This is a genomic window from Streptomyces collinus (assembly GCF_031348265.1).
GTDB classification, from domain to species: domain Bacteria; phylum Actinomycetota; class Actinomycetes; order Streptomycetales; family Streptomycetaceae; genus Streptomyces; species Streptomyces collinus.
In genome coordinates this window covers 354467-377283 of record NZ_CP133771.1, presented here as the reverse complement: position 1 = coordinate 377283, position 22817 = coordinate 354467, and the positions used below count along the sequence as shown (strand labels likewise).

At 72.5% G+C, this 22817-nt stretch carries 20 protein-coding genes and 2 pseudogenes; 10 read left to right on the top strand and 12 right to left on the bottom strand.

The annotated features are described in order from the left end of the window. Positions 1–118: 118 nt before the first annotated feature. From RFN52_RS01655 to RFN52_RS01645, 3 genes are all read left to right on the top strand, one after another. Positions 119–562 (top strand): phage holin family protein, encoded by a 444-nt coding sequence (locus tag RFN52_RS01655; RefSeq protein ID WP_184854443.1) that lies wholly within the window; start codon positions 119–121, stop codon positions 560–562. Further along, positions 559–990, top strand: a complete 432-nt coding sequence (locus RFN52_RS01650; protein WP_184854444.1) for a DUF3618 domain-containing protein — start codon at positions 559–561, stop codon at positions 988–990. Before RFN52_RS01655 ends, RFN52_RS01650 begins: the two co-directional genes overlap by 4 nt. Before the next feature lie 80 nt (positions 991–1070). After that, entirely contained in the window at positions 1071–1523 is a 453-nt protein-coding gene (locus RFN52_RS01645) for a flavodoxin family protein (protein WP_229856998.1), read from the top strand. Between the two features lie 18 nt (positions 1524–1541). Here RFN52_RS01645 and RFN52_RS01640 read toward each other — a convergent pair whose 3' ends face one another. Further along, complete coding sequence (locus RFN52_RS01640; protein WP_311240863.1) at positions 1542–2741, bottom strand: YihY/virulence factor BrkB family protein; 1200 nt, start codon at positions 2739–2741, stop codon at positions 1542–1544. A gap of 159 nt (positions 2742–2900) precedes the next feature. On the opposite strand from RFN52_RS01640, the gene RFN52_RS01635 reads away from it, so the two are divergent. The 4 genes and pseudogenes from RFN52_RS01635 (at position 2901) to RFN52_RS01620 (ending at position 7633) form a co-directional block, all read left to right on the top strand. Continuing rightward, complete coding sequence (locus tag RFN52_RS01635; RefSeq protein ID WP_184854446.1) at positions 2901–3533, top strand: GNAT family N-acetyltransferase; 633 nt, start codon at positions 2901–2903, stop codon at positions 3531–3533. Between the two features lie 144 nt (positions 3534–3677). Beyond that, positions 3678–4369 (top strand): annotated as a pseudogene (locus RFN52_RS01630) (lytic polysaccharide monooxygenase auxiliary activity family 9 protein). A 252-nt stretch (positions 4370–4621) separates the two neighbouring features. Then, positions 4622–6679 carry a DUF1996 domain-containing protein gene (locus RFN52_RS01625; RefSeq protein ID WP_184854447.1) on the top strand — a complete coding sequence of 686 codons (2058 nt, stop codon included), beginning with the start codon at positions 4622–4624 and terminating at the stop codon, positions 6677–6679. 186 nt (positions 6680–6865) lie between these two features. Next, positions 6866–7633, top strand: a complete 768-nt coding sequence (locus RFN52_RS01620; RefSeq protein ID WP_184854448.1) for a sulfite exporter TauE/SafE family protein — start codon at positions 6866–6868, stop codon at positions 7631–7633. A 72-nt stretch (positions 7634–7705) separates the two neighbouring features. On the opposite strand, the gene RFN52_RS01615 is transcribed toward RFN52_RS01620, so the two are convergent. The 8 genes and pseudogenes from RFN52_RS01615 to RFN52_RS01580 form a co-directional block, all read right to left on the bottom strand. Next, entirely contained in the window at positions 7706–8485 is a 780-nt protein-coding gene (locus RFN52_RS01615; protein WP_184854449.1) for a YsnF/AvaK domain-containing protein, read from the bottom strand. Between the two features lie 42 nt (positions 8486–8527). Further along, positions 8528–9070 carry a hypothetical protein gene (locus RFN52_RS01610; RefSeq protein WP_311241266.1) on the bottom strand — a complete coding sequence of 181 codons (543 nt, stop codon included), beginning with the start codon at positions 9068–9070 and terminating at the stop codon, positions 8528–8530. Between the two features lie 81 nt (positions 9071–9151). Further along, positions 9152–9232 (bottom strand): annotated as a pseudogene (locus RFN52_RS01605) (DUF3618 domain-containing protein); the annotation flags it as partial. Continuing rightward, positions 9208–9573, bottom strand: a complete 366-nt coding sequence (locus RFN52_RS01600) for a phage holin family protein (RefSeq protein WP_311240862.1) — start codon at positions 9571–9573, stop codon at positions 9208–9210. The gene RFN52_RS01600 and the pseudogene RFN52_RS01605, both read right to left, overlap by 25 nt. Before the next feature lie 70 nt (positions 9574–9643). After that, positions 9644–10240 carry a hypothetical protein gene (locus RFN52_RS01595; protein ID WP_184854452.1) on the bottom strand — a complete coding sequence of 199 codons (597 nt, stop codon included), beginning with the start codon at positions 10238–10240 and terminating at the stop codon, positions 9644–9646. 295 nt (positions 10241–10535) lie between these two features. Continuing rightward, positions 10536–12788, bottom strand: coding sequence for an MMPL family transporter (locus RFN52_RS01590; RefSeq protein ID WP_184854453.1), 2253 nt, complete (start codon positions 12786–12788; stop codon positions 10536–10538). 58 nt (positions 12789–12846) lie between these two features. Continuing rightward, positions 12847–13809 (bottom strand): DMT family transporter, encoded by a 963-nt coding sequence (locus RFN52_RS01585; RefSeq protein ID WP_184854454.1) that lies wholly within the window; start codon positions 13807–13809, stop codon positions 12847–12849. Between the two features lie 88 nt (positions 13810–13897). After that, entirely contained in the window at positions 13898–14719 is an 822-nt protein-coding gene (locus tag RFN52_RS01580) for a chitosanase (protein WP_311240861.1), read from the bottom strand. 379 nt (positions 14720–15098) lie between these two features. On the opposite strand from RFN52_RS01580, the gene RFN52_RS01575 reads away from it, so the two are divergent. Continuing rightward, positions 15099–15281, top strand: coding sequence for a hypothetical protein (locus tag RFN52_RS01575; protein WP_062924825.1), 183 nt, complete (start codon positions 15099–15101; stop codon positions 15279–15281). A gap of 91 nt (positions 15282–15372) precedes the next feature. Here RFN52_RS01575 and RFN52_RS01570 read toward each other — a convergent pair whose 3' ends face one another. After that, a complete protein-coding gene (locus RFN52_RS01570; RefSeq protein WP_184854455.1) occupies positions 15373–16101 on the bottom strand; it encodes an ankyrin repeat domain-containing protein in 729 nt (242 codons plus the stop codon). A 445-nt stretch (positions 16102–16546) separates the two neighbouring features. On the opposite strand from RFN52_RS01570, the gene RFN52_RS01565 reads away from it, so the two are divergent. Then, complete coding sequence (locus RFN52_RS01565; RefSeq protein ID WP_184854456.1) at positions 16547–18679, top strand: SpoIIE family protein phosphatase; 2133 nt, start codon at positions 16547–16549, stop codon at positions 18677–18679. On the opposite strand, the gene RFN52_RS01560 is transcribed toward RFN52_RS01565, so the two are convergent. After that, complete coding sequence (locus tag RFN52_RS01560; RefSeq protein WP_373308618.1) at positions 18670–19335, bottom strand: GAF and ANTAR domain-containing protein; 666 nt, start codon at positions 19333–19335, stop codon at positions 18670–18672. The two genes, RFN52_RS01565 and RFN52_RS01560, sit on opposite strands and share 10 nt — an antisense overlap. Before the next feature lie 141 nt (positions 19336–19476). Then, complete coding sequence (locus RFN52_RS01555) at positions 19477–22035, bottom strand: SpoIIE family protein phosphatase (protein WP_184854458.1); 2559 nt, start codon at positions 22033–22035, stop codon at positions 19477–19479. 149 nt (positions 22036–22184) lie between these two features. Here RFN52_RS01555 and RFN52_RS01550 point away from each other — a divergent pair, with 149 nt between their 5' ends. Further along, the gene (locus RFN52_RS01550) at positions 22185–22775 is read left to right on the top strand and encodes an AMIN-like domain-containing (lipo)protein (RefSeq protein ID WP_184854459.1); all 591 of its coding nucleotides are present in this window, start codon (positions 22185–22187) and stop codon (positions 22773–22775) included. Positions 22776–22817: the final 42 nt, after the last annotated feature.

Here is a 22817-nt window from a genome sequence, read left to right as displayed (position 1 = left end):
GGACGGGTACCAGATCTCGCGCGGCTCACTCTTCGTCATCACGAGTTGTCCGACCAGGTGTCCTTTCCGCCTCTCCGGGGGTACTCGGCCCACAACCACGGACCGGGAGGTGATCGCCATGACGGACACGCACCGCACGGCCTCCGCCGCGCCCCGCACGGGGCACGCGCCGGCGGCCGGAGAGGAGCCGGTGGGCGAGCTGGTGCAGCGGGCCACCGAGCAACTGACCGATCTGGTGCGCGGCGAGATGCGCCTCGCCCAGGCGGAGATGACCGAGAAGGGCAAACGCTTCGGGAAGGGCGGCGGCCTGTTCGGCGGAGCCGGCGTACTCGGCTTCGTCACCCTCCAGGCGCTTGTCGCCACGGTGATCGCCGCCCTGGCCGTGCCGCTGCCGGTGTGGGCCGCGGCGCTGATCGTCACCGGCGTGCTGGCCGTGGCCACGGGCCTGACGGCGCTGGCCGGCCGCAAGCAGGTGCACGGCGCCACCCCGCCCGCCCCGCAGCAGACCATCGACAACGTGAAGGCCGACGTGGCCGAGATCAAGGAGAGTGCACAGCGATGACCCAGCCTCCGCACGACGAGCCGACCGCCCGCAGCCAGGAGGAGCTGCGCGAGCAGGTCGAGCAGACCCGCAACGAACTCGGGGACACCGTGCAGGCACTGGCGGACCGGGCCGACGTCAAGACCCGTGCCCGTGAGAAGGCCGTCGCGGTCAGGGAGCAGGCCGGGGCCAAGGCCCAGGAGTGGAGCGGGCAGGCCAGGACCAAGGCCGCGCACATGGCCCACACCGTGGAGGAGAAGCTGCCCGAGCCGGTGAAGCAGAAGGGCGCCGCCGCCGCTCAGGGCGCGAAGGAGAAGGCCGCGCAGGCCGAGCAGGTCTGGCAGGACAAGGCCCCGCAGCAGGTGCGCGACCACCGGGCCGCCCTGCTGGCGGGCGCCGGTGCCGTGCTCGTGGCCTGCCTGCTGATCCGCCGTCGCGGCAAGCGCTGAGCGACAGCGGCTGCGTACGCGACACCCGGCCCCCGTCGCCGCTTGCGGTGGCGGGGGCCCGCACGGCAAGGTCAGGTGCCGTGGCCACCTTGCTGATCGTCCATCACACGCCCTCGCCCCACTGCCAGGCGATGTTCGAAGCCGTCCTCTCCGGGGCGACGGACCCCGACATCGAGGACGTCCGGGTCGTCCGCGTGCCCGCGCTGTCCGCCACCGCCTCCGATGTCCTCGCCGCCGACGGCTTCCTCCTCGGAACTCCCGCGAACCTCGGCTACATGTCGGGCGCCCTCAAGCACTTCTTCGACCAGGTCTACTACCCGTGCCTGGACGCCACCCGCGGCCGCCCCTTCGGCTACTGGGTGCACGGCGGCAACGACGTCACCGGAGCGGTGCGCGGGATCGAGTCGGTGACGACCGGCCTCGGCTGGCGCCGCACCGCCGAGGCCGTGACCGTGACCGGCGAGCCGGACAAGGGCGACCTCCAGCGGTGCTGGGAACTGGGTGCGACGGTCGCCGCCGGGCTCATGGGCTGAACCGAACCGTCGGACCGGTCAGGTCTGTTCCAGCCGGCGGCGGTCCTGCTCGTCCCACGCCCTGGTGTCACGCGGCTGGGTGTACGGCTCCTCCTCGGGCGGATGACCACCGGCGATGGCGCGCTGCCGCACCGTCTCCGCGTCGAACTCCAGCCCCAGCAGGATCGCCAGATTGGTGATCCACAGCCACACCAGGAAGACGATGACACCGGCCATCGTGCCGTAGGTCTTGTTGTACGAGGCGAAGTTGGCGACGTAGACCGCGAAACCGGCGGACGCGACCATCCAGATCAGCAGCGCCAGCAGACTGCCGGGCGTGATCCAGCGGAACCCCTTGACCTTGGCGTTCGGGGCCGCCCAGTACAGGATCGCGATCATGAGCACGACCAGCAGCACCAGGACCGGCCACTTGGCGATCGACCACACCGTCAGCGCGGTGTCGCCGATGCCCAGCGCGTCTCCGGCCTGCTTGGCCAGTCCGCCCGAGAACACCACGATCAGCGAGCTGATGACGGCCAGCACCAGCAGCACGACCGTCACGCCCACCCGCATCGGCAGCAGCTTCCACACCGGCCGGCCCTCGGGCATGTCGTACACGGCGTTGGCCGAGCGGATGAACGCGCCCACGTAGCCGGACGCCGACCACACCGCCAGGACCAGACCGACGATCGCCATCAGCGAGCCGACGCCGGCGTTGCCCTGCAACTGGTCCACGGCCCGGGTGATGATGTCGCCCGCCGAGCCGGGCACGAGCTCGCGGACGTTCTCCGTCACCTTGTCCGTGGTCGACTTGCCGGTGAGGCCCAGCATCGAAACCAGCACCAGCAGCGCGGGGAACAGTGCCAGCACGCCGTAGTAGGTCAGCGCGGCCGCCCGGTCGGTCAGCTCGTCGTCCTTGAACTCCCGGATACTGCCCTTCAGCACCGCGACCCAGGACTTCTTCGGCAGGTCCGTCGGCGTGTCCGGCGCCGCGCGCTCCACTTCGGGGTCCGGCCCGGGCTCCTCGGAAGCGGCGGCGGGAGCCTCGCGGCCCTCCGGCCCTTCGGTCGACCGGCGTTCCCCCTCACGAGCGTCCCGGCCTTCCGCCTCGGCGGTCTCCCGGCGTTCCGCCTCGCGACCGTCCCGGCGTTCCGCCTCGAACCCCGGGCGTGGGCTCTGTGGAGGCGGGGCCTCGGTTTCGTGGCGTTCTTTTCGTCCCGGAATATGCAGCTTCACCATGTGAGCCGAGTAACCCCTGGCGGGGCCCTTAAGCCGCGCTCGTTCAAGCCGGTCCCGGGACGCCGGGTGTGAGGCGCCCCGCGGCGGACCGGCCGGGCCCTCGGCCGGCCGTCGGCACGTGACTTGAGGGAGCGCTCCCACTGCGGGCACGATGCGGCCATGACCACGTCACCCGCCATCCGTCCGTACCGCTCCGAGGACCGCCCGGCTCTCGACGACATCTGCATCCGCACCGCCCACCACGGCGAGGACAGCCGCCCTCACTACGCGGACCCGGGCGTCTTCCCGGCGACCTTCGCGGCGCCGTACGTCCATCTGGAGCCGGACCTGGCCTTCGTGCTGGACGACGGGCAGGGGCAGGCGGTCGGCTACATCCTCGGCGCGGCCGACACCGCGCGCTTCGCCGAGGCCTTCCGCGTCACATGGCTTCCCCTGGTCGCCGACCGCTACCCGGAACCGCCCCGGCCGCCGCGCACCCCGGACGAGGCGATGGCGGGCCTGCTGCACGACCCCGAACGCATGGTGCTGCCCGAACTGGCCGCCCACCCCGCGCACCTGCACATCGATCTGCTGTCCGACTGGCAGCGCCGCGGCTACGGACGCCGCCTGATGCGGACGCTTCTGCAGGCCCTCCACGACAGGGGGGTGCCGGCCGTCCACCTGGCCATGGCGACCGCCAACACCCGGGCCCGGGCCTTCTACGCCCGCATGGGCTTCGAGGAGATCGAGGTGCCCGAACCGGGCGCGGCCACCTACCTCGGACGCGCCACGAAGGAGCTCGACCGGCTCTGACCGACACAGAAGTGGCGCAATCGCGCATTGCACACTCGTGTCATCGGGTGCAGCCTGCGTGGTATGGGAGCGCTCCCACTCGCGAAACATGATCGAAAGTACGAGTGAACGCACGACAACCCCCACACCCGAAAGAGGGAGATCATGAATTGTCATGGTCATGATGTACGCCATCGTGTACGCCTCCCCGGTCTCAGGTCCCGCCTGACCCTCGCCCTGAGCATGCTGGTCGCCGCGCTGCTCAGCCTGATCCCGTGGAGCGGTACGGCTGTCGCCCACGGCTCGGTCGTCGACCCGGCCTCCCGCAACTACGGCTGCTGGCTGCGCTGGGGAGCGATCACCTGAACCCCGCGATGGCCCAGCAGGACCCCATGTGCTGGCAGGCATGGCGGGCCGACGCCAACGCCATGTGGAACTGGAACGGCCTGTACCGCAACGGCTCCGGCGGGAACTTCCAAGCCGTCGTCCCCAACGGCCAGCTGTGCAGCGGCGGCCGGACCGAGGGCGGCCGGTACAACTCCCTCGACGCGGTCGGCGCCTGGAAGACGACGGACATCACCGGCAACTTCACGGTGAAGCTGTACGACCAGGCCAGTCACGGCGCCGACTACTTCCTGGTGTACGTCACGCGGCAGGGCTTCGACCCCACCACCCGGCCGCTGACGTGGAACGACCTCCAGCTCGTCAAGCGCACCGGCAGGTACGCGCCCAGCCAGAACTACGAGATCCCGGTGAGCACTTCGGGGCTGAGCGGCCGGCACATCGTGTACACGATCTGGCAGGCCTCCCACATGGACCAGACCTACTTCCTGTGCAGTGACGTGAACTTCCGCTGACCTGCGCGTCCCCGCCGGACGGCGCGTCCGGCGGGGCTCGGGCCGCCCCGCGCTTCATGAGAGTTCTCCGAAAATTTTCGAAGGGGGTGAACACCCGGCTGCTCCCGTACGTATGGGGCGAGGGGATTTTCATGCCCGGCACGCCACAAGCGCAGGAGAGCACCCTTGGGACGCAACACGCGAAGACGCCCTACCGGCCCACGACGCGCGACCTTCGCCGCATTCGCACTGATCCTGGGCGGAGGCGGCCTGATGGCCGCGAACGTCTACGCCTCGGCCACGGACGGCGGTTCGGGCGGTGACTCCGCCGCTACGCGGTCCGGCACGGGGGTCCGGACCGCGGGCGCCACGATCGACTGTCCGGACGTCGGCACCAAGCTGACCTCGGTCCCCGAACAGGCGCGGGGGGAGGTCGACAAGGAACTCGCCCTCCTGGACGAGCAGATCGCGAAGGCGTATCAGCAGCTGAGCGAAGCGGCACAGCAGATACAGCAGGATCCCGGCTTCGCCGACAACGCGATCGTGAATCCGCTGAAGGAGAAGCGGGGCGCGAGCCTCGAACGCATCGCGATCGCCATCGACCGCGTTGGAGACCGCCCCGAAGGGCTGGAGGCCCTGGCCGCCTGCACCGTGCAGGACGGCAACCAGGCTCCCGCGCAGGGCGAAGGCCAGGACGGCGCCGCCGGCGAGCAGCCCGGCCAGGAGCAGGGCCAGGCCGGCCAGGAACAGGGGAACGGCCAAGGCCAGGGAGCCAACGGCGGACAGGCCGGCAACGGCCCCGTCGCCGCCGACTTCGCGGACATCAACAGTGTCCAGCCCAACGTGAACGACCCCCGCCCACAGGGCGACGCGTCCCGCGGTTCCTTCGCCACCAGTTGCGGTGTGAACGAGAACGGCCTGTTCAACTCCGACAACATCATCGCCGCCCCGGGCGTCACCAACGGCGCCCACCACTTCCACGACTACGTCGGCAACCAGGCCAACAACGCCTTCGCCAGCGACCAGGACCTCGCGAACGCCGAGACCAGCTGCGACGACCAGGGTGACAAGTCGTCCTACTACTGGCCCGTCGTGCGCCTGCAGAACGGCACCCAGGAGCAGGACGCCCAGAAGCCGGGCGGCGGCATCGAGGGCAACGCCGGCGAGATCGTCACGCCGAAGCAGGTCACGCTGACGTTCGTCGGCAACCCGCGCGAGAAGGTCACGGCCATGCCGCGCCTGCTGCGCATCATCACGGGTGACGCCAAGTCGTTCGTGAACGGCCCGGCCAACGCCAACGCCTCCTGGAGCTGCACCGGCTTCGAGGACCGGCAGCTGAAGGACAAGTACCCGCTGTGCCCGCAGGGCAGCGACGTCGTCCGCACCTTCAAGTTCCAGAGCTGCTGGGACGGCCGCAACATCGACAGCGCCAACCACCGTACCCACGTGGCGTTCGCGGACGCCGCCGGGAACTGCCCGTCGGGCTTCCGCCCCATCCCGCAGCTGGTCCAGCGCATCGTCTACGACATCGACGCGCCGAGCCTGCAGGACGGTGGCCGTACGACGCCGCTGTTCGCGGTCGACTCCTTCCCGGAGCAGCTGCACAAGCCGGGCACGGACCACGGTGACTTCATCAACATCTTCGACGAGGATCTGATGGGGGAGATGGTCGACTGCATCAACGGCGGCCGCAAGTGCGGCGCCGGAGCGGGCGGCGGGCAGGACCCGGCACCGGGCGAGGAGCCCCAGGAGCCCACGAAGTCGCCGGAGGCCCCGCAGGAGGAGCCGACGAAGACGCCCGAGGCCCCGCAGGAGGAGCCGACGAAGACGCCGGAGGCCCCGCAGGAGCAGCCGACGAAGACGCCCGACGCCCCGCAGAACGGCAACGGCGGCGGCAAGCCCGGCGACCAGGGCGATGACGGTGACGACGGTGACGACGGCAAGGGTGGGGCCGCGAAGCCCCCGGCGGACAAGCCGGACCCCGAGCCGGACCCCGAGCCGGAGCCCGGCGACGCGTCCACGGCTCCCGGTGGCGCCCGACCGGAGGTGAAGGCGACGGCCTCCGCCGACGGCGGCAACGCCGCCGAGCAGGGCGGCGGTTCGAAGAACGGCGACGACCAGGACACCGACGGCCTCGGCGACTCCCAGGCCGTCGGCCAGGCGACGAGTGCCGCCCCGGCCCCGTCGGCGCCGTCCCGGACGGAGCCGCAGGCGGTCGGCGAGGGCGGCCTGGCCGACACCGGCGCCCAGCTCTGGCCGGCCGCGGCGGGTGCCGTGCTGGTCATCGCGGGCTTCGTCGTCCTCCGCCGGGTGAGGCGCAGCCACATGTGAGGCGGCTGGACATCACGCCCCGGCGTGAGGCGGTGACGGCGGCGGGATCCCACCGGATCCCGCCGCCGTTCCGCGTGTCCGGCCGGGGCCCGCGCACCGGCACCCTTCGACCGCCGCCGAAACACCCACCCTCTAGCGTGGCCCCATGAACCTCACCTGGAACGGCACACGCGGCGGAGGGGCGGCGTGACGCCCTGGGAGATGGCCGCCGTGCTCGCCGCCGGCACGGGCGCCGGGGCCGTCAACGCCGTCGTCGGCTCGGGGACTCTGATCACCTTTCCGGTCCTGCTCGCCACCGGCATGCCGCCGGTCACGGCCACGGTGTCCAACGGCCTGGGCCTGGTCCCCGGTTCCATCACCGCGGCCGTCGGCTACCGCGAGGAACTGCGCGGCCAGCGGCGGCGCGTCCTGCTGCTCGGCATCGGCGCCGTGCTGGGCGGCCTCGCCGGCGCCGTGCTGCTGCTGACCCTCCCCGCGTCGGCGTTCGAACGGATCGTGCCGGTCCTGGTGGGCCTCGCCCTCGTCCTGGTCGCGTGCCAGCCCTGGATCGCGAAGAGAGTGCGCCGCCGTCGCGAGACGGGGAGCAGCCCCGTGCGCCGCGACGGCGGACCGCTGCTGTTCACCGGGCTGACGCTGGCCAGCGTCTACGGCGGCTACTTCTCCGCCGCGCAGGGCATCATCTACGTCTCCCTGATGGGCATGCTGCTCGACGAGACGCTCCAGCGGCTCAACGCCGTGAAGAACGTGCTGGCCGCCGTCGTCAACACCGTCGCCGCCGTACTGTTCCTGTTCTTCGCCCACTTCGACTGGACGGCCGTCCTGCTCATCGCCGCCGGATCAGCGCTCGGCGGCCTGATCGGGGCCAGAACGGGACGCCGCTTCAGCCCGGCCGTGCTGCGCACGCTGATCGTGTCGGTCGGCACCGTCGCCCTCGTCCACCTGGTGCTGCACTGATCCCGTCCCGGCGCGCACGCGGGGCGCCCGGGGGAGGGCCTCGGCCCTCGCGCCCCGGGCGCCCCGTGGAGATCAGTGGCGGCGCCGCTGGTCCCCGTGCTCGTCGGTTCCCTCGGTTTCGATGCGCTCCTTGCGGACCTCGCCGGTGACGGTCTCCTCCTCCGTGACCTCTTCGGTGGTCAGGCGGACCCGCTCCTTCGGCACGGCCCTGGTTTCGACCACGGGTTGCTCCTCGTAGAGCGTGACGTCGTGTTCCGCCTCGGTGATGTCCGGGCCGGTCATCGCCCTGTCCCGGTTCGTGTCGGTGATCGGCTCGCGCTCGACGCGGACCTCTTCATGGCGTACCGGGACGGTGTACTGCTGCTCCTCGGTGACGACGTACTTGCGCAGCCGCGCCCGGCCGGCCTCGCGGCGTTCGACACCGACGTGCATCTCCTCCTCGGACCGCGTCATCGCGTCGTCGGCGGTGCCGGTGGTGCCGGAGGTGTCCGTCGCCCGGCCGGTGCCGGAGTGCGGGTCCTGCCACGAGGCGTCCCAGTCGATGCCGTAGTACTGGTACAGGCGCTGCTCCTCCTGCTCGGACAGGTGGCCGCCGGCGTCTATGTCGACGTTGGGCGCGTCCTTGACCTGGTCCTTGGCGTACGGCACTTCGAGGTGGTCTTCGACGAGGGCCGCGTCGTGGATGGGTACGAAGGACTCGCTGGTGCCGAACAGGCCCGTCCGTACGCTGACCCACTCGGGCTCGCCGGTGACGTCGTCGAAGAAGACGTGCCGGGCATCGCCGATCTTGTCGCCCCTGGCGTCATGGACCGGGTGGTCCAGCACGGTGTCGATCTGCTCTCGGGTGATCATTTGGTATCTCCTGCATTCTCGATTGGTTGGGCGGCGGGGTGCCTACGGTCCGGGGCTGCCGGTCTGCCCGCGTGCTTCCTCGGCCGCTGTCTGTGCGGAGCGGCGGGCCTGTTCGGTGACGTGCCCGGCTTGCTCTCCGGCCTGTTCCTTGGTGGCGCGGGCGGCTTCGGAGGCGGTGTCCTTGACCTCCTGGGCGGCCTGGCGTCCGGCCTGGGTGGCGTCCTCCTTCAGTTGCTGCGCGGACTCCAACGCGGCCTGTTTCACGGGCTCGACGGCCTGTCCGGCCCGCTCCGCCGCCTGCTCCTCGGCCTGCGAGGTGGGCAGCAGTGAGGCGGTCAGCAGTCCCGCGCCGAAGGCGATGAGGCCGGCGGCGAGCGGGTTGCCCTGCGTCTGCCGCATCGCTTGCTCGGGGGCCTGCCGTGCCGCGTCGCCGGCCTGCCCGGCGGTCTGACGAGCGGTGTCGGCGACCTTTCCGGCGGCCTGGCGCGCGGTGTCCGCCGCCTGACCGGTGGATTCCTGTACCGACCGGGCGGCCTGCTGCGTGCGGTCGGAGGTCTGCCCGGTGAACTCCGAAGCGCTGCCCATCACTCGTTCCCTGACCCCGTGCAGAGCGCCGCGGACGCGCCGGGTGCGACGCCGTACCATCCGGCGGGGGCGGGCGCGGTCGGCCAGTCGGGAGACGTCCTCGGACAGTCTCTCCCGGGTGGATTCGATATCGGCCCTTATCTGGTCGGGTGCCGTGCCCATTGCATGTCCTCCTTCAGCGTCTGCAGGGTCTGCTCCGGCTTCGGCGACACGGTGCGCATCCGCGCGCGGCCCCGGCGGTAGAGGACCAGGCCGATCACCGCCCACACTCCGGTGACGATCAGCGCGGCCCATCCCGGGTCCATGACGTTGGCCAGGGCGAACATCGCCGCCAGGGTCAGAAAGACCGCCACCATGTAGCCGGCGAAACCGGCTCCGCCGAACATCCCGGCCGCCTTGCCCGCCTTGGTGGCCTCTTCCCGGATCTCGGCCTTGGCCAGTTCCGCCTCCTGGTGCAGCAACTGCTGCACGTCCGACGTCACCGTCGAGAGCAGCTCTCCCACCGAGCTGTCTTCCTGCCCGCGGTGCTTCGGAGCGTGCCGATGCGGGGCGTGTGGCGTGAGCGACGACATCTCAGACCTCCCCGTGACCCGGCAGCCCGGGCGGCGCCGCGTCCTCGGGCAGGCTCCGGGAACCGGAGGTGCGCGGCTGCGCCGAGCGGTCCGGTCCGGGACCGTCGGCCTTTCTGCCTGCCTTGGCGAGCCGTCCGACGGCGAATCCGGCCACGACCGCTCCGCCGAGGAAAGCGCCGGGGCGCCGGCGGGCGAAGTCCTGCAGGTCGTCGACCAGGCCGCCCACGCCGCGGGTGTCCAGGTAGTCGGCGGCACGGTAGCCGCGGTCGGCCGCCTGCGTCACGAGGCTCCTGGCAGGTGAGTCCGCGTCGGCGCTGTCCGCGAGACCGGACAGGTCGTCCGCCCACTGCCGCATCACCTGCGCTCCGCGACGGGTCTGGCTCTCGGCCTCCTCCGTGACCCGCGTCCGCAGATCACCGGCCATCGCACCGGCCTGTGCCCTGGCCTCACCGGTGACGGCTCTGACCTGGTCGGTGGCGGTGCCGACGACCTGACTCGCACCTTCCCTGGCCTGACCGGCCGTGGCCGTGGCTTCCTGTTTCGCCGTCTGCCCGGCCTGCTGAGCACGACCGGTGCTCTCCTTCGCCATCTCGCTCATGGGTCCTCTCCCTCAGGCACCGCCCGTGGATTCGGTCTCGTCGGGATCCGGACCGCCCGCGGTGACGGCGTACGCCGTCCACCACCGCGCTTCTGCGCGCCCGGCCGACGCGGGGCTCGCCGCCGGCTTCTAGCTCCGGCGGCCGTCCCGCACGCACCCTCCTCGATTAACCACAGCAATTAGGCCAAAACAGAAAAAAGTGAACTTTTCGGGCCTAGAGGTTCGGGCTGACGAGGGAAGCCGTGGCAACCAGCCGGTGCCGTACGCGAGTTGGGGCAGCGCGGGGAGTCGCGTCTCAGTGAGACGCCGAACGCGCCTCGGCCCGTGCCCCTTCGGCGTCGATGTGCGGCACCACCCGGTCCAGCCACCGCGGCATCCACCAGGCGTGCCGCCCGAGCAGCGTCATCACGGCCGGCACCATGAGCAGCCGGACGACGGTCGCGTCGATGAGCACGCTGACGGCCAGCCCCAGCCCGAGCATCTTGACCACGATGTTGTCGCTGACGATGAACGCCGCGAACACACTCACCATGATCAGCGCGGCACAGGTGATGACCCGGGCCGTGATCTCCAAGGCGTGCGCGACCGATCCCTCGGCGTCCCCGGTGCGGAGCCAGGCCTCATGGACACGCGACAGCAGGAAGATCTCGTAGTCCATGCTGAGGCCGAAGACGATGGCGAACATCATCATCGGCACATAGCTCTCGATGGGCACCTTGCCGTGGACGCCGAGAGCGGGCCCGCCCCAGCCCCACTGGAAGACCGCGACGACCACCCCGTACGACGCGGCGATCGACAGCACGTTCAGGACGGCCGCCTTGACGGCGACGAGCAGCCCCCGGAACACGGCCAGGATGATCAGGAACGCCAGACCCACCACGACGGCGATGATCACGGGCAGCTGGGAGGCGACGATGTCACGGAAGTCGACCTGGGTCGCCGTCGTGCCGGTGACGTACCCCTTGGCGTCCGTGCCCTGGACGACGTCCGGCAGCGTGTCGTCGACGAGACGGTTGGTCAGGTCCGTGGTCGTCGCGTTCTGCGGGGACTTGGTCGAGTAGACCGTGCCGACCAGGAGGTCGCCGTCCTGTGTGGGCGTCAGGGGGGTGACGACGGCGGCGCCCTGGACCTTGTCGAGCGACTGCTGGGCCTTCGAGGCCAGGCCGGAGCGCTGCGACTGAGGCACGTTCGTCTGGTCGACGACGACCGTGAGCGGGCCGTTCGAGCCGGGCCCGAAGGCGTCGGCCATCAGGTCGTAGGCCCGCCGGTCGGTGAAGGAGGTCGGGTCGGCGCCGTCACCGATGTGCCCGAGCTGGATGGAGAACAGCGGGATCGCGAGGACCACGACCACGGCGACACCCGCCGACAGGAACCACAGCGGCCTGCGCTCCACCCGCTGCGCGTACCGGTGCCAGGTGCCCTGCGGCGTGTCACCCGCCCCCGCTTCGGTCTCGGCGACGGGAGGGCGCACGTGGAAGCGGTCGATGTGCCGGCCGATGAAGCCGAGCAGGGCCGGCACCAGGGTGAGCGCGCCGACGACGGCCGAGACGACGGTGACGGCGGCGGCGACACCGAGCAGGGAGATGAAGGAGACCCCGGACGCGGACAGGCCCGCCAGCGCGATGATCACCGTGCAGCCCGAGACGAGAACGGCGTGGCCGCTGGTGCTCGCGGCCTGACCCGCGGCCCGTACCGGGTCCATGCCGTCGATGAGGTTCTGCCGGTGGCGGGTGAGCATGAACAGGGCGTAGTCGATGCCGACACCGAGGCCGATCATCGTGGCCAGGGTCGGTGAGACCGTCGCGAAGGTGAAGGCCGCCGCCAGCAGCCCCAGGATGGCGAGACCGCCGACGACGCTGATCAGCGCGCTCAGCAGCGGGACGACAGCGGCGATCACGCTGCCGAACCCGACCAGCAGCACGATGACCGCCACGCCGAAACCGATCAGCTCGCTCACCCGGTCGTCGGCGGCGGGACGGGCGAGCTCGCCGAGCGGTCCGCCGTACTCGACCTCCGCCCCGGCCGACCGCAACGGCTGCACCGCGGTGTCGACGCCGTTGAGGTAGTCGTCGCCGAGCGTCGAGGGCTGCACGTCGAAACGGACGGTGATGTAGGCCGTCTTCTTGTCGTCCGACAGCGGCCCCACGTTCTGTTGGCCGCTCGGAGTGGCCGGGGCGGACAGCGGGTTCTGGGCGGACAGCACGTGCGGGAGCTTCTCCAGATCGGCGATCGTGGTCGACGTCTGGGAGCTCAGCGAGGTCAGGGGCTGCTGGTCGTCGCGCATCACGATCTGGCTGCTGTAGCCGCCGGCCTGGGGATCGTGCGCCTTCAGCACGTCCAGGCCCTTCTGGGCCTGCGCCTGGGGCAGGCTGAAGTTGTCGGAGTACTCCCCTCCGAACTCACGGCTGACGACCTGCAGCGCCACCAGTGCCACCAGCCAGGCGATGATGACGACGACGAAGTGGCGTGCGCACCACTCGCCCAGTCGCCGCAGCACACCCCCGCGCGCGGCCTTCTCGTCCCCTTCACCGGAGCGGCTGTGCGGCATGGACGTCGTCTCCTGTGTCGGCCGGGAGGTCAATGCCGTCCATTAGATGCGCGCGTGATCACTCCGGCCTTTCAGGCACGCGGACGCCGCGGTACTCCGGGCGCCCGTTCCCCCGAAAGGCCCGACCCCGCGGGCCCCGCTTCCGCTCCGCACGCCGTAGCGCACCCGACCCGAGCGCCACGCCGAGCCCCACCAGCGCACTGCCCGCCGCCTGCGCGGGCCCGTAGGAACCCGTGCCGACGAGCGGTGCGGTGCAGGCCGCCGCGACCGGGATGAGGCCCGAGAAGAGCGTGGCGCGTTCCGCGCCGATCCGCTGCATGCCCATGTACCAGCACACGAACCCGACCACGGTGACCACCACCGCCTGCCACAGCAGCGCGGCCGTCTCGACGGTGTCCGGACGCCGCAGCCAGCCGGCGCCGTCGACGAGCAGCCCGACCGCCGCCGACTCCAGCGCGGCGACCGCGCACACCGTGGCGGACAGCAGCCGCGGCCCGAGCGGCCGCAGCACGGGCACCGCGAGCACGGCGAACCCGACCTCCCCGGCCAGGGCGCACACGGAGAAGGCGATGCCGGTGCCGTCCGTGCGCCCCCAGCCCTGCACGGTGAAGGCGCCGACGGCCACCAGCAACGACCCGTACAGCACGACCCGTTGGGGCCTGCGCCCGTCCAGGAGGGGCACGAGCACGGCGACGGCCACCGGTGCGCAGCCCACGAACACGCCGGGCACCGCGGGTTCCGCCGTGCGCTCGGCGGCGATGACGGCCAGGTTGAAACCGACCATGCCGACCGCCGCGAGCAGGGCGAGACGGCTCCACTGGCGGGGTGTCAGGGCCCGCAGCCGGTCGGCGGCGCCTTTCCCGGCCGCCGGGAGCAGTAACAGACAGGCCAGTGCGTAGCGCAGGAACTGGCCGCCCGCGTACGGGTAGTCGCCCAGGACGCTGTTGGCGGTGAAGGATCCTCCGACGAGGAGGCAGGCGAGCGCGGCGAGCAGGGCCCCGCGCGTGGTCGTGGCGTTCATGGGGGTGACGCTAGGCAGCCGGGCGGCCCGGGACGGGGTCCACTTCCCTGCCCGCTTGGTGGACCAATTCCGGCCCGGGCCGGTCGTGTCAGCCGATGTGGTAGCTGTCGCCGTAGACCTTCCAGTCCAGTGGCGGGTTCAGGTCGAGGTTGCGCCGGCGCAGGAAGACGCGCTGCGCGGTGTCGACCCGGCTCGTGTCGCTGTGCGCTTCCTCCTGCTTCATGGCCCACACCCGTGCGTCCAGGAAGGCGTCGAGGTACGTCACCTCGTCACCGCCCTGCGCCGGCGGTTTCGCCGTGCGCTGCGCGCGCCTGCGGATGTTGCGGAAGCTCAGGGGGTCGGTGCCGTCGCCGTGCATGACGATGGCGTCGTAGTACGCGAACTGGCCGAGCACGCGCAGCCCGTCCGCCTTCCCCTGCCGGACCGCCGGGCCGAAGTACACCCGGTCGCGCTCGTCGTCCTGGGCCCGCTGGAACGCGGCGTCCCGGGCCGCCCGGCGCCAGTCGGCGGGGAAGCCGGGGTCGAGTCCGGCATGCGAGTCCGAGCCGTTGACCTCGCGCAGGGCCGGCAGGTACTTCGCGAGGACGTTGCCGGGCCTGCGGTCGGTGTAGAGCTCGACGAGGTCGAGCATGTCGCCGGTGCCGGAGCAGAACCCGATGATGCCGGCGGTGTAGCCGCGGCCGTCGCGGATGTCCTCGATGTACTGGTACTGCGCCTTCCAGTCGAGGGAGGAGTTCTCGGCGCTCGACACGAGCTGCATGGCGATCTCCTTCTTCGCCGGGTCGTCGAGTCCGGTCGCCCGCACGGACGCCGTCGCGGCGACGGGTTTCAGGAACGGGGTGGCCGCGAGGGCCGCGCCGAACAGGGTCAGGGCGGTGCGGCGCGTCGCCGGGGTGGCGGGGTGTCTCACGGGGCCTCCAAGCAGAGTGGGGGGTTGGAAGAGCTGGCCGTGCAGAACTGACAGGAAGGTTTCCTATCATCGAGAGCCCGGAAGGGGAACCGCCGAGGTGAAAGTTCGTACGCCCGAACAAGCGAACCGGCCGGAGAAACCTTGGTGATCTCCGGCGGACGATCGCCTGGTAGAGCTTCGTTAGGTTCTGGGCTGTCTGTGGCTGCTCCGAGGGTTGGGCAGGGAGGGCGACCAGCCGGCCACCCTCGCCGGGCACCAGTGGCAGCGCAACGTCTACGGCTGAGCGACGCCCCGGGAACCAGAAGCCCCTCCCGCACGTCAACTCTTTGCCCACCAAGGGACGAACGGTCGGACCGACCAGCCGGAGAGGGGAATCGCCGTGGACGAGGCGACGACGCAGCAGGGGAGCGAGGCGGAGGGCGCGGCCCGCCGGGCCCGCTTCGGGTCACTGCCGGAGCCGGTGCGCGTGGAGGACATGGTCGAGGAGCGGGCGGCGAGCGTGCCCGACCCGGCGCGCACCGCGTACAACCAGGACGAGTGGCTCGTGCGCTACTGCCTGTGAGGGACCTCGCCCGCTGCCGGGCGGAGGAGGGCGCCGACCGTGGCGGGGGCGCCAGGCCACGCGGCCCGGACGGGCCTGGTGGAGGGGCCCCTCAGGCGCGGCTCCCGGCGCCCAGGCCGCGCAGCCAGCGCACGACGTCGTCGGCGTCCTGGGTGCGGGCGACGTCCAGCGGGGTCATGCCGTCGTAGCCGCACCAGTCGGGGTCCGCGCCCCGTTGGTGGAGGTACTGCGCGGTGGGCAGGTGGCCACCGTGGCAGGCGCCCCAGAACGCACTGGTGATCTCCTCCGGTGACGGCGCCTCGTCCGCTTCGACGCAGGCCCGGACCCGGTCGAGCAGACCGAGCGTGGCGGCGTCCTGGAGAGTGACGCGGGCGCCGTGCTCGACGAGCCGGTGCGCGGCGCGCCACTGGCCGAAGCCCCGGGCGTCGGCGAGCGGGGTGCCGCCGCCGATCACCGCCCCGGGTGCCTCGATGTCGGCCCCGGCCGCGATCAGTGCGTCCAGGACGGGCACGTCGTTGCTGCTGGCGGCCCAGTGCAGCGGCGTCTCCGCGTGCGCACCCTCGAAGCGGGCCTGCGGATCGGCCCCGGCGGCCACCAGGACCGCGACCACCTCGGGGCCCCTGGGGAAGTGACCGGGCCAGTCGGCCGCGATGTGCAGCAGGGTACGCGTGCCCTCGCCGTCCTCGCCCTGCTCGGTGATGCGTGCGGCGGCGAGACCGGGATGGTCGGCGAGCAGCCGCCGGAGCCCGGGCAGATCCCCGGTGCGGATCGCCTCCGTGACGGCGACGGCCAGCGGGTCCCGCGATGTCAGCGTCTGCAAGCCGGCCTCCCGTTGCCGTCAGGGCTCCCGATTCTGCCAGCCGGCGTCCTCCCGCACGGCCGCCCGCGGGAAACGGCCGGACCATCGTTCCCGGCAGTCCTGCCGGCTCCGTACCGGTACCTGCACATCCGTCCCGCAACGGCCGCCCGCGGGTCGTCCGCGAACGCCTGCGGGGCGGGCGGCGCGGTGACGGCCGGACCGTCGGTCCCGGCAGCCCCGCGGCTCCGTTCCGGTACCTGCACATCCGTCCCGCAACGGCCGCCCGCGGGTCGTCCACGGACGCCTGCGGGGCGGGCGGCGCGGTGACGGCCGGACCGTCGGTTCCGGCAGCCCCGCAGCCCAGTATCGATATCTGCACATCCAGCATCAAACCGGGCACCCGTCCCCTATGACATGCCCGGACGCTCCGCCAGGCGTAGCGTCCGGGTAGGAGCGGGAGGACACCATGCCCGGGAGCATCGAGCACCCCGGCGGCGCCGGATCACCGGACGACGCCCTGGGGGCGGCCCTGGCCGACACCGTGCGCGGCACCGGCGCCTCCATCGGCGGCCTCTACCTCATCGAGGAGGCCGAGCCGGTGCTGCGCCTGGTCGCCCTGTGCGGTCTGCCGGTGGCTTTCACCGCCCCCTGGCGGCGGCTCCCGCTGACCGCACCGGTCCCGGTCGCCGACGCGATCCACGACGACACCCTGGTCAGCGTGGCCGGCCAGGACGACATGGCCCGCCGCTACCCCCGCGCCGCCGCCGTCCTGCCCTACCCGTTCGCGCTCGTCGCCGTCCCGCTGACCGGCGTACGGCGCTCCTGGGGCGGCCTCGTGCTGATGTGGCCCGCCGGCCGGCCGCGCCGGGTCACGCCACGGGAACGCGGCCACATCACCTCCAGCGCCCGCCGCATGGCCCGTCTCCTTGACGACGCCCCCCGGCCGCCGTCCCTGCCCGAACTGCCGCGGGTCGTCCCCGTGGACGCCACCCGCCACCCCGCGCAGACCGGCCTGGCCGCCGCCGACTACCTCGAACGCCTCCCCGAGGGCGCCCTGGCCCTCGACCTGGAGGGCCGCGTCACCTTCATCACCGACACCGCGGCCCGCCTGCTCGGCCGCGGCGCCGACCGGCTCCTGGGCACCAGACCCTGGCAGTCCCTGTCGTGGCTCGACGCCCCCGTCTACGAGGACCACTACCGCACGGCGGTGGTCAGCCGCGCCCCCGTCTCCTTCACCGCGCTCCGCCCCCCGGACGAGCCCCTGACCTTCCAGCTCTATCCCGACACCAGCGGCATCAGCGTCCGCGTCCTGCCGAGCACGGAGCAGGCCGGTGACCCGCCGCCCGCCGGCGCGCGGCCGCCCACCGTGGCACCGACGGGACGCCTCTACCAACTCGTGCACCTGGCCGCCGCGCTCACCGAGTCGGTGACCGTGCGCGACCTCGTGGAGCTGATCACCCACCAGATCCTGCCCGCCTTCGGCGCCCAGGGCCTGGTGCTGTCCGGCGTCGACGCCGGGCGGCTGAAGATCACCGGCTACCACGGCTACCCGGCCGAGGTCATGGAGCGGCTCGACGTCCTGTCCCTGGACACCGACCTCACCCCCGCGGGCCAGGTCCTCGCCAGCGGCACCCCCGCCTTCTTCGCCGACCCCGCGGAACTGGCCGCCAGCTACCCCAGAGCACCCCAGATCAGCGGCAAGCAGGCCTGGGCGTTCCTCCCCCTGATCATTTCCGGCCGCCCCGTCGGCTGCTGCATCCTGTCCTACGCCCGGCCGCACACCTTCACCGCCGACGAACGCGCCGTCCTCACCTCGCTGTCCGGCCTGATCGCCCAGGCCCTCGACCGCGCCCGGCTCTACGACACCAAACACCGGCTCGTGCACGAGCTGCAGCGCGCCCTGCTGCCCCGGGCCCTGCCGCGCCTGCCCGGCCTCGACGTCGCCGCCCGTTACCTGCCCGCCGGCCACGGCACCGAGGTCGGCGGCGACTTCTTCGACGTCCTGCGTGTGAACGACACGACCGCGGCCGCCGTCATCGGCGACGTGGAGGGCCACAGCGTCGCCGCCGCGGCCCTCATGGGCCAGGTCCGCACCGCCGTCCACGCCCACGCCACCGCCGGCGCCGCACCCGGCCAGGTCCTGGCCCGCACCAACCGGCTCCTGGCCGACCTCGACTCCGACCTGCTCGTCTCCTGCCTCTACGTCCACCTCGACCTGGCCGGCCGGCAGGCGTCCTTCGCCAGCGCGGGGCACGTGCCGCCGCTGCTGCGGCACGCCCGGCAGCCCGCCCGGGTCCTGGACGTCGACCCCGGCCCGCTGCTGGGCATCGACACCGGCGGCCACTACCCGGTCACCACCGTGCCCCTGTTCCCCGGCACGACCCTCGCCCTCTACACCGACGGCTTGGTCGAACTCCCCGGCACCGACGCCACCCGCACCACGACCGACCTCGCCGGGCACCTGGACGCCGCCGACGGGCAGGACCTGGAGCGCCTCATCGACCGGCTCGTCCGCCACACCACACCCACCGGACAGCACAACGACGACATCGCGGTGCTGCTCCTGCGCGCCATGAGCCTGCCGTCCGGTCAGACCTGACCGGACGGCTGGGCCCGGACCCGCCGGGCCACGTCGCGCAGCTTGAGGTTGTGGTCCTGGGAGATGCGCCGCAGCACGCCGAAGGCCTCGTCCTCGCTCAGCTGATGGCGCTCCATCAGGATCCCCATGGCCTCACCGATGGCGTGCCGCGTCTCCAGGGCGTGTTCGAGCTGGTCGACGGTACGGGCGGTGGACAGGGCGACGGCGGCGTGGGAGGCGAGCAGCCAGCCCGCCGACTCGATGTCCTTGCCGAACGCCCCGGGACGGCGCGAGTAGAGGTTCAGCGCGCCGAACTCCTCCTCGTCCGTGTAGAGCAGGACGCCTGTCATGCTGCCGATCCCGAGGTCGCGAGCGGCCCGGCTGTAGCGCGGCCAGGACGGCTGCGGCCGGGTCATGTCGGCGATGCGGAACAGCCGCTCGCCGTCCACGCGGCGCGCGGCGTCGAAGCAGGGCCCCTCACCGAGCTCGCCCTGCAGCCGGTCCGACTCCTCGACGAGGTCGCCGCACTTGGCCAGCGTCACGGCCCGGCCCTTCGACACCGTCAGGATCCCCGCCGCGTCGCAGCCCTCGACCAGCTCCACCGCCGCCGCCGAGACCGCGTCCAGCGTCGCCTGCACCGAATCCTGGGCGACCAGATCCCGGGCGAGCTGCGCCATCTGCTCGGCGTACCGCCGCCACTCCACCGCCACCACCGCCTTGTTCGCCGGTCCCGCCCACGGTACCCCGCGCCGCTTCGCACGGCCGTTCGGCTGTTCGGCCGGGCGTCCGGGCAGCATGCCCGGAGCCGGGCGCCGTATTCACCGGTACGCCGTCAGCAGCAGCGCCACGTCGTCCGGCCGCTCCTGGGCCCGCCGGGCCGTGCCCACCAGCCGGTCGGCGAGATGCTCCACCGAGTCCGCCGGGGTCTCGGACAGCCGGCGCCGGACCGCGTCGATGCCCGTCTCGATGTCGCTGCCGGGCCGCTCCACCAACCCGTCGGTGTACAGGGCGAGAACACTGCCGGGGGCCAGGGTGAGCGCGGTGACGGGGTACACCGAGTCGGGCTGCACGCCCAGCATGACGCCGCCCGCGAGATCCAGGGTCTCGGCCCGCCCGTCGGGGTGGCGCAGCAGCGGCGGGGGATGACCGGCCCGCACCGCCAGGGCCCGTCCGGTGCCCGGGTCGAGCTCGATGTAGCAGCAGGTGGCGCAGACGTCCGACTCCAGCTCGGTCAGCAGCCGGTTGGTGTGCGTGATGACCTCCTGCGGCGGGCGCTCGCTCGCGGCGAAGGCGTGCACCGCGCTGCGCAGCTGCCCCATCACCGCCGCGGCGCCGACGCTGTGCCCCTCGACGTCCCCGATGACCAGGGCCACGCCACGCCCGGTGGTGATGACGTCGTACCAGTCCCCGCCGATCGCCATGCCCTGCGTGCCGGGCAGATAGCGGCCGGTCGTACGCAGACCCTCGACGGCGGGCAGGCGGTGCGGCAGCAGCCCCTCCTGGAGGCCGCGGGCGACGGCGGACTCCGAGTCGTAGAGCCGGGCCCGTTCCATCGCCTGGGCGGCCAGGCCGCCCAGGGCGGTGAGGGCGGAGCGCTCGTCCGGGGTGAAGCGGTGGGAGGCCTCCCAGCCGAGGATGCACGAGCCGACGGAACGGCCGGAGGCGATCAGCGGCAGGAACGCCCAGGCGTTCATGCGGTCCAGGGTGATGCCCGGATAGGCGAGGGAGAGGTCCTCCGGCGACTCGAAGAACAAAGGGAGCCGGGTGGTGAGCGCGTGGACGCCGGGCAGCTGGGTGTCGAGGGTGACGCCTTCGAACGGGGTCAGGAAGCCCTCCGGGTATCCCGACTCCCACAGCAGGTACATCCGGCCCTCGCGGACGCTGTACAGCGCCAGCTCCCGGGCGCCGAAGGCGGGCAGCAGCTGCTCGGACACGGCCCGGCAGACGTCCCGCACGGTGACCGCCTCGGTGAGCACGCTCGCCATCTGCACCACGTGGTAGAGCGCTCCGGCACGCGCGGCGGTGACCGGCCCGGGCGGGGGCACTGTGGCTGCGAGACCGGGACCGGCGGCGGCACCGTCCTCCTGACCCTGTTCGGCCCCGGTGGGCGGCCCGGTCGGCGAGACCCGGCCGGTCAGGCCGTGCACGTCCGGGTACAGCACGAAGCTCAGCCAGTTCCCTTCGGGATGCCGGACGAGAAAGGACACCGGCTCCTGCGACAGCATCGCCGCCCGGTAGCGGTCCTCGTACGCGGGGTCCCGGAGCCAGGTGATCACTTCCCACGGATAGCGGCCGAAGAGTTCTTCCCGGCCGGAATCCAGCAGCTCCTCGCAGCGGCGGTTGGCGTAGGTCAGGCGGCCCTCCTGGTCCAGTGAGAAGATCCCGTCCGGCAGTCGCTCGGCCGCCTGGGCCGCGGTGAGTCCGCCGGCCGCGTCGACGAGGGCGCCCACCAGGATCCGCGGGGAGCCCGCGCCGGGGTGCACGAGGTGGCCCCACAGTTCGACCGGCCGGTAGCCGGTCTCCTCCGCGCCCCGGGACTCGTCCCGCACCCGGAAGTGCCGGGACCTGACCCGGCCGCCGGCCAGCGCGTCGTGCCGGCTCTCCCGCAGTTCGTGCAGGTCGTCCTGGCTGACACGGGACTCGACGTCCGCGATGGTGCCGCCGTAGTCCGCCCGGTCGATGCCCAGCAGGGCCAGGGCCTCGTCGTCCGCCGCGCACCGGTCGCTGTCCAGGTCCCAGTCGATGAGGCCCACCCGGACCGGATGGGCGCCGGAGATGGGCAGCCGCACGCTGATCGGCTCGTCGTCGTACTCGACGCGATGGGCGGCGGTGCCCGCGCCGGGCGGGCGTGCGGCGAGGCGCTCTTCCATGGCCCGCTCGGCGGGACGCAGCGCGCGGTCCACCGTCTCCGCGTCCATCGGAGCCCGGCTGGCCGAGCGCAGCACGACCAGGACGCCGACGGCCTCACCGCCGGTCCGGACGGGCTGGTAGGCGGAGCCGAAGGAGTAGGGCAGCCCGGCGGTGAAATGCGGGAAGCGCACCATGGTGGCGCGCTCGTCCGGCAGCCACAGCGTCGCGTCGCGCCGGTACGCCTCCGCCATGGGCAGGGCGCCGCCCACCGGCACCCGCCACCAGCTCTTGAGCAGCGAGCGGGGCACGCCGGTGACCATCGCGAGGACCAGTGAGCGCCGGTCGGGGGAGCGCAGGTAGACCAGACCGCCGTAGCCGTCGAGGTCCCGCACGGCCTCCACCAGCGGGTCCGTCAGGGCATCCTCGATCCGGCCCGGGCCGGATGCCGGGGCCCGGCTCCCAGCCCCGTCCCGGCTCCGGCCGTCGGCTGACCGCGGCCCGTCCGGTACGGCGGCTGCCTCATCCATGTCGCGTCCTCCCGGTACGGACGCACCGGACACCAATCGCTCCCCACCAGGATGTGCCATGCCCGGCGGTCCGGCGCGGCAAGTGCAACCTTTCGGTCCGCCCGGTCGTCTCACCCGACATCAGCCACATGCAAGCCTCGGGGGCGGCAATGGTACGAATCAGAAGAGCATGCGCGACTCTCGCGCTCGTGGGCGCAACGGTGGGTGTGGCGGCGGTCCCGGCCGGCGCCGCACCGGACGCCACCTCGCGGTCCACCACGAAGGCCACGACATGTCCGACCGGCTGGGGAAGCCTCGCCAAGACGGACTCCGGCGCCACCGTCGCGCCCATGACGAACGTCAGGACCGGCCGTCACACCTGCTTCGACCGGATGGTCGTCGACGTGCCGGGCGCGGGCAGCGGCGTCGGCTACACCGTCCAGTACGTCAACCGGCTCTACCAGGACGGCTCGGGGCAATACATCCCCGTCGCCGGTGGCGCCGTCCTCGCGGTGCGGGTGGCCGCGCCCGCGTACGACCCGGAGACCGGCGCGGCCACGTATCCGGGCCGGGTGGCGCGCCCGCTGCCGGGCGTGGACCTCACGGGATACCGCACCTTCCGGGACACCCGGTTCGCCGGCAGCTTCGAGGGCGAGACCCAGATCGGCCTCGGCGTCCGCGCCCGGCTGCCCTTCCGGGTGCAGCAGCTGGACGACCGCGTCATCGTGGACGTCGCCCACAGCTGGACCGCCACGGGCTGACCGGACCGCACACCGCGCCCGGCTCCCCGGAGCCGGGCGCGC

Excerpts from the sequence above, each read along its gene's own strand:
- RFN52_RS01560 (WP_373308618.1), bottom strand. The coding sequence starts at position 19,335 with ATGGCGCAGCTCGCCCGGGATCTGGTCGCCCAGGATTCGGTGCAGGCG.
- RFN52_RS01590 (WP_184854453.1), bottom strand. The coding sequence starts at position 12,788 with ATGCCGCACAGCCGCTCCGGTGAAGGGGACGAGAAGGCCGCGCGCGGG.
- RFN52_RS01640 (WP_311240863.1), bottom strand. The coding sequence starts at position 2,741 with ATGGTGAAGCTGCATATTCCGGGACGAAAAGAACGCCACGAAACCGAG.
- RFN52_RS01615 (WP_184854449.1), bottom strand. The coding sequence starts at position 8,485 with ATGATCACCCGAGAGCAGATCGACACCGTGCTGGACCACCCGGTCCAT.
- RFN52_RS01635 (WP_184854446.1), top strand. The coding sequence starts at position 2,901 with ATGACCACGTCACCCGCCATCCGTCCGTACCGCTCCGAGGACCGCCCG.
- RFN52_RS01610 (WP_311241266.1), bottom strand. The coding sequence starts at position 9,070 with ATGGGCAGCGCTTCGGAGTTCACCGGGCAGACCTCCGACCGCACGCAG.
- RFN52_RS01595 (WP_184854452.1), bottom strand. The coding sequence starts at position 10,240 with ATGAGCGAGATGGCGAAGGAGAGCACCGGTCGTGCTCAGCAGGCCGGG.
- RFN52_RS01655 (WP_184854443.1), top strand. The coding sequence starts at position 119 with ATGACGGACACGCACCGCACGGCCTCCGCCGCGCCCCGCACGGGGCAC.
- RFN52_RS01550 (WP_184854459.1), top strand. The coding sequence starts at position 22,185 with ATGGTACGAATCAGAAGAGCATGCGCGACTCTCGCGCTCGTGGGCGCA.
- RFN52_RS01585 (WP_184854454.1), bottom strand. The coding sequence starts at position 13,809 with ATGAACGCCACGACCACGCGCGGGGCCCTGCTCGCCGCGCTCGCCTGC.
- RFN52_RS01650 (WP_184854444.1), top strand. The coding sequence starts at position 559 with ATGACCCAGCCTCCGCACGACGAGCCGACCGCCCGCAGCCAGGAGGAG.
- RFN52_RS01625 (WP_184854447.1), top strand. The coding sequence starts at position 4,622 with ATGGCCGCGAACGTCTACGCCTCGGCCACGGACGGCGGTTCGGGCGGT.
- RFN52_RS01555 (WP_184854458.1), bottom strand. The coding sequence starts at position 22,035 with ATGGATGAGGCAGCCGCCGTACCGGACGGGCCGCGGTCAGCCGACGGC.
- RFN52_RS01565 (WP_184854456.1), top strand. The coding sequence starts at position 16,547 with ATGCCCGGGAGCATCGAGCACCCCGGCGGCGCCGGATCACCGGACGAC.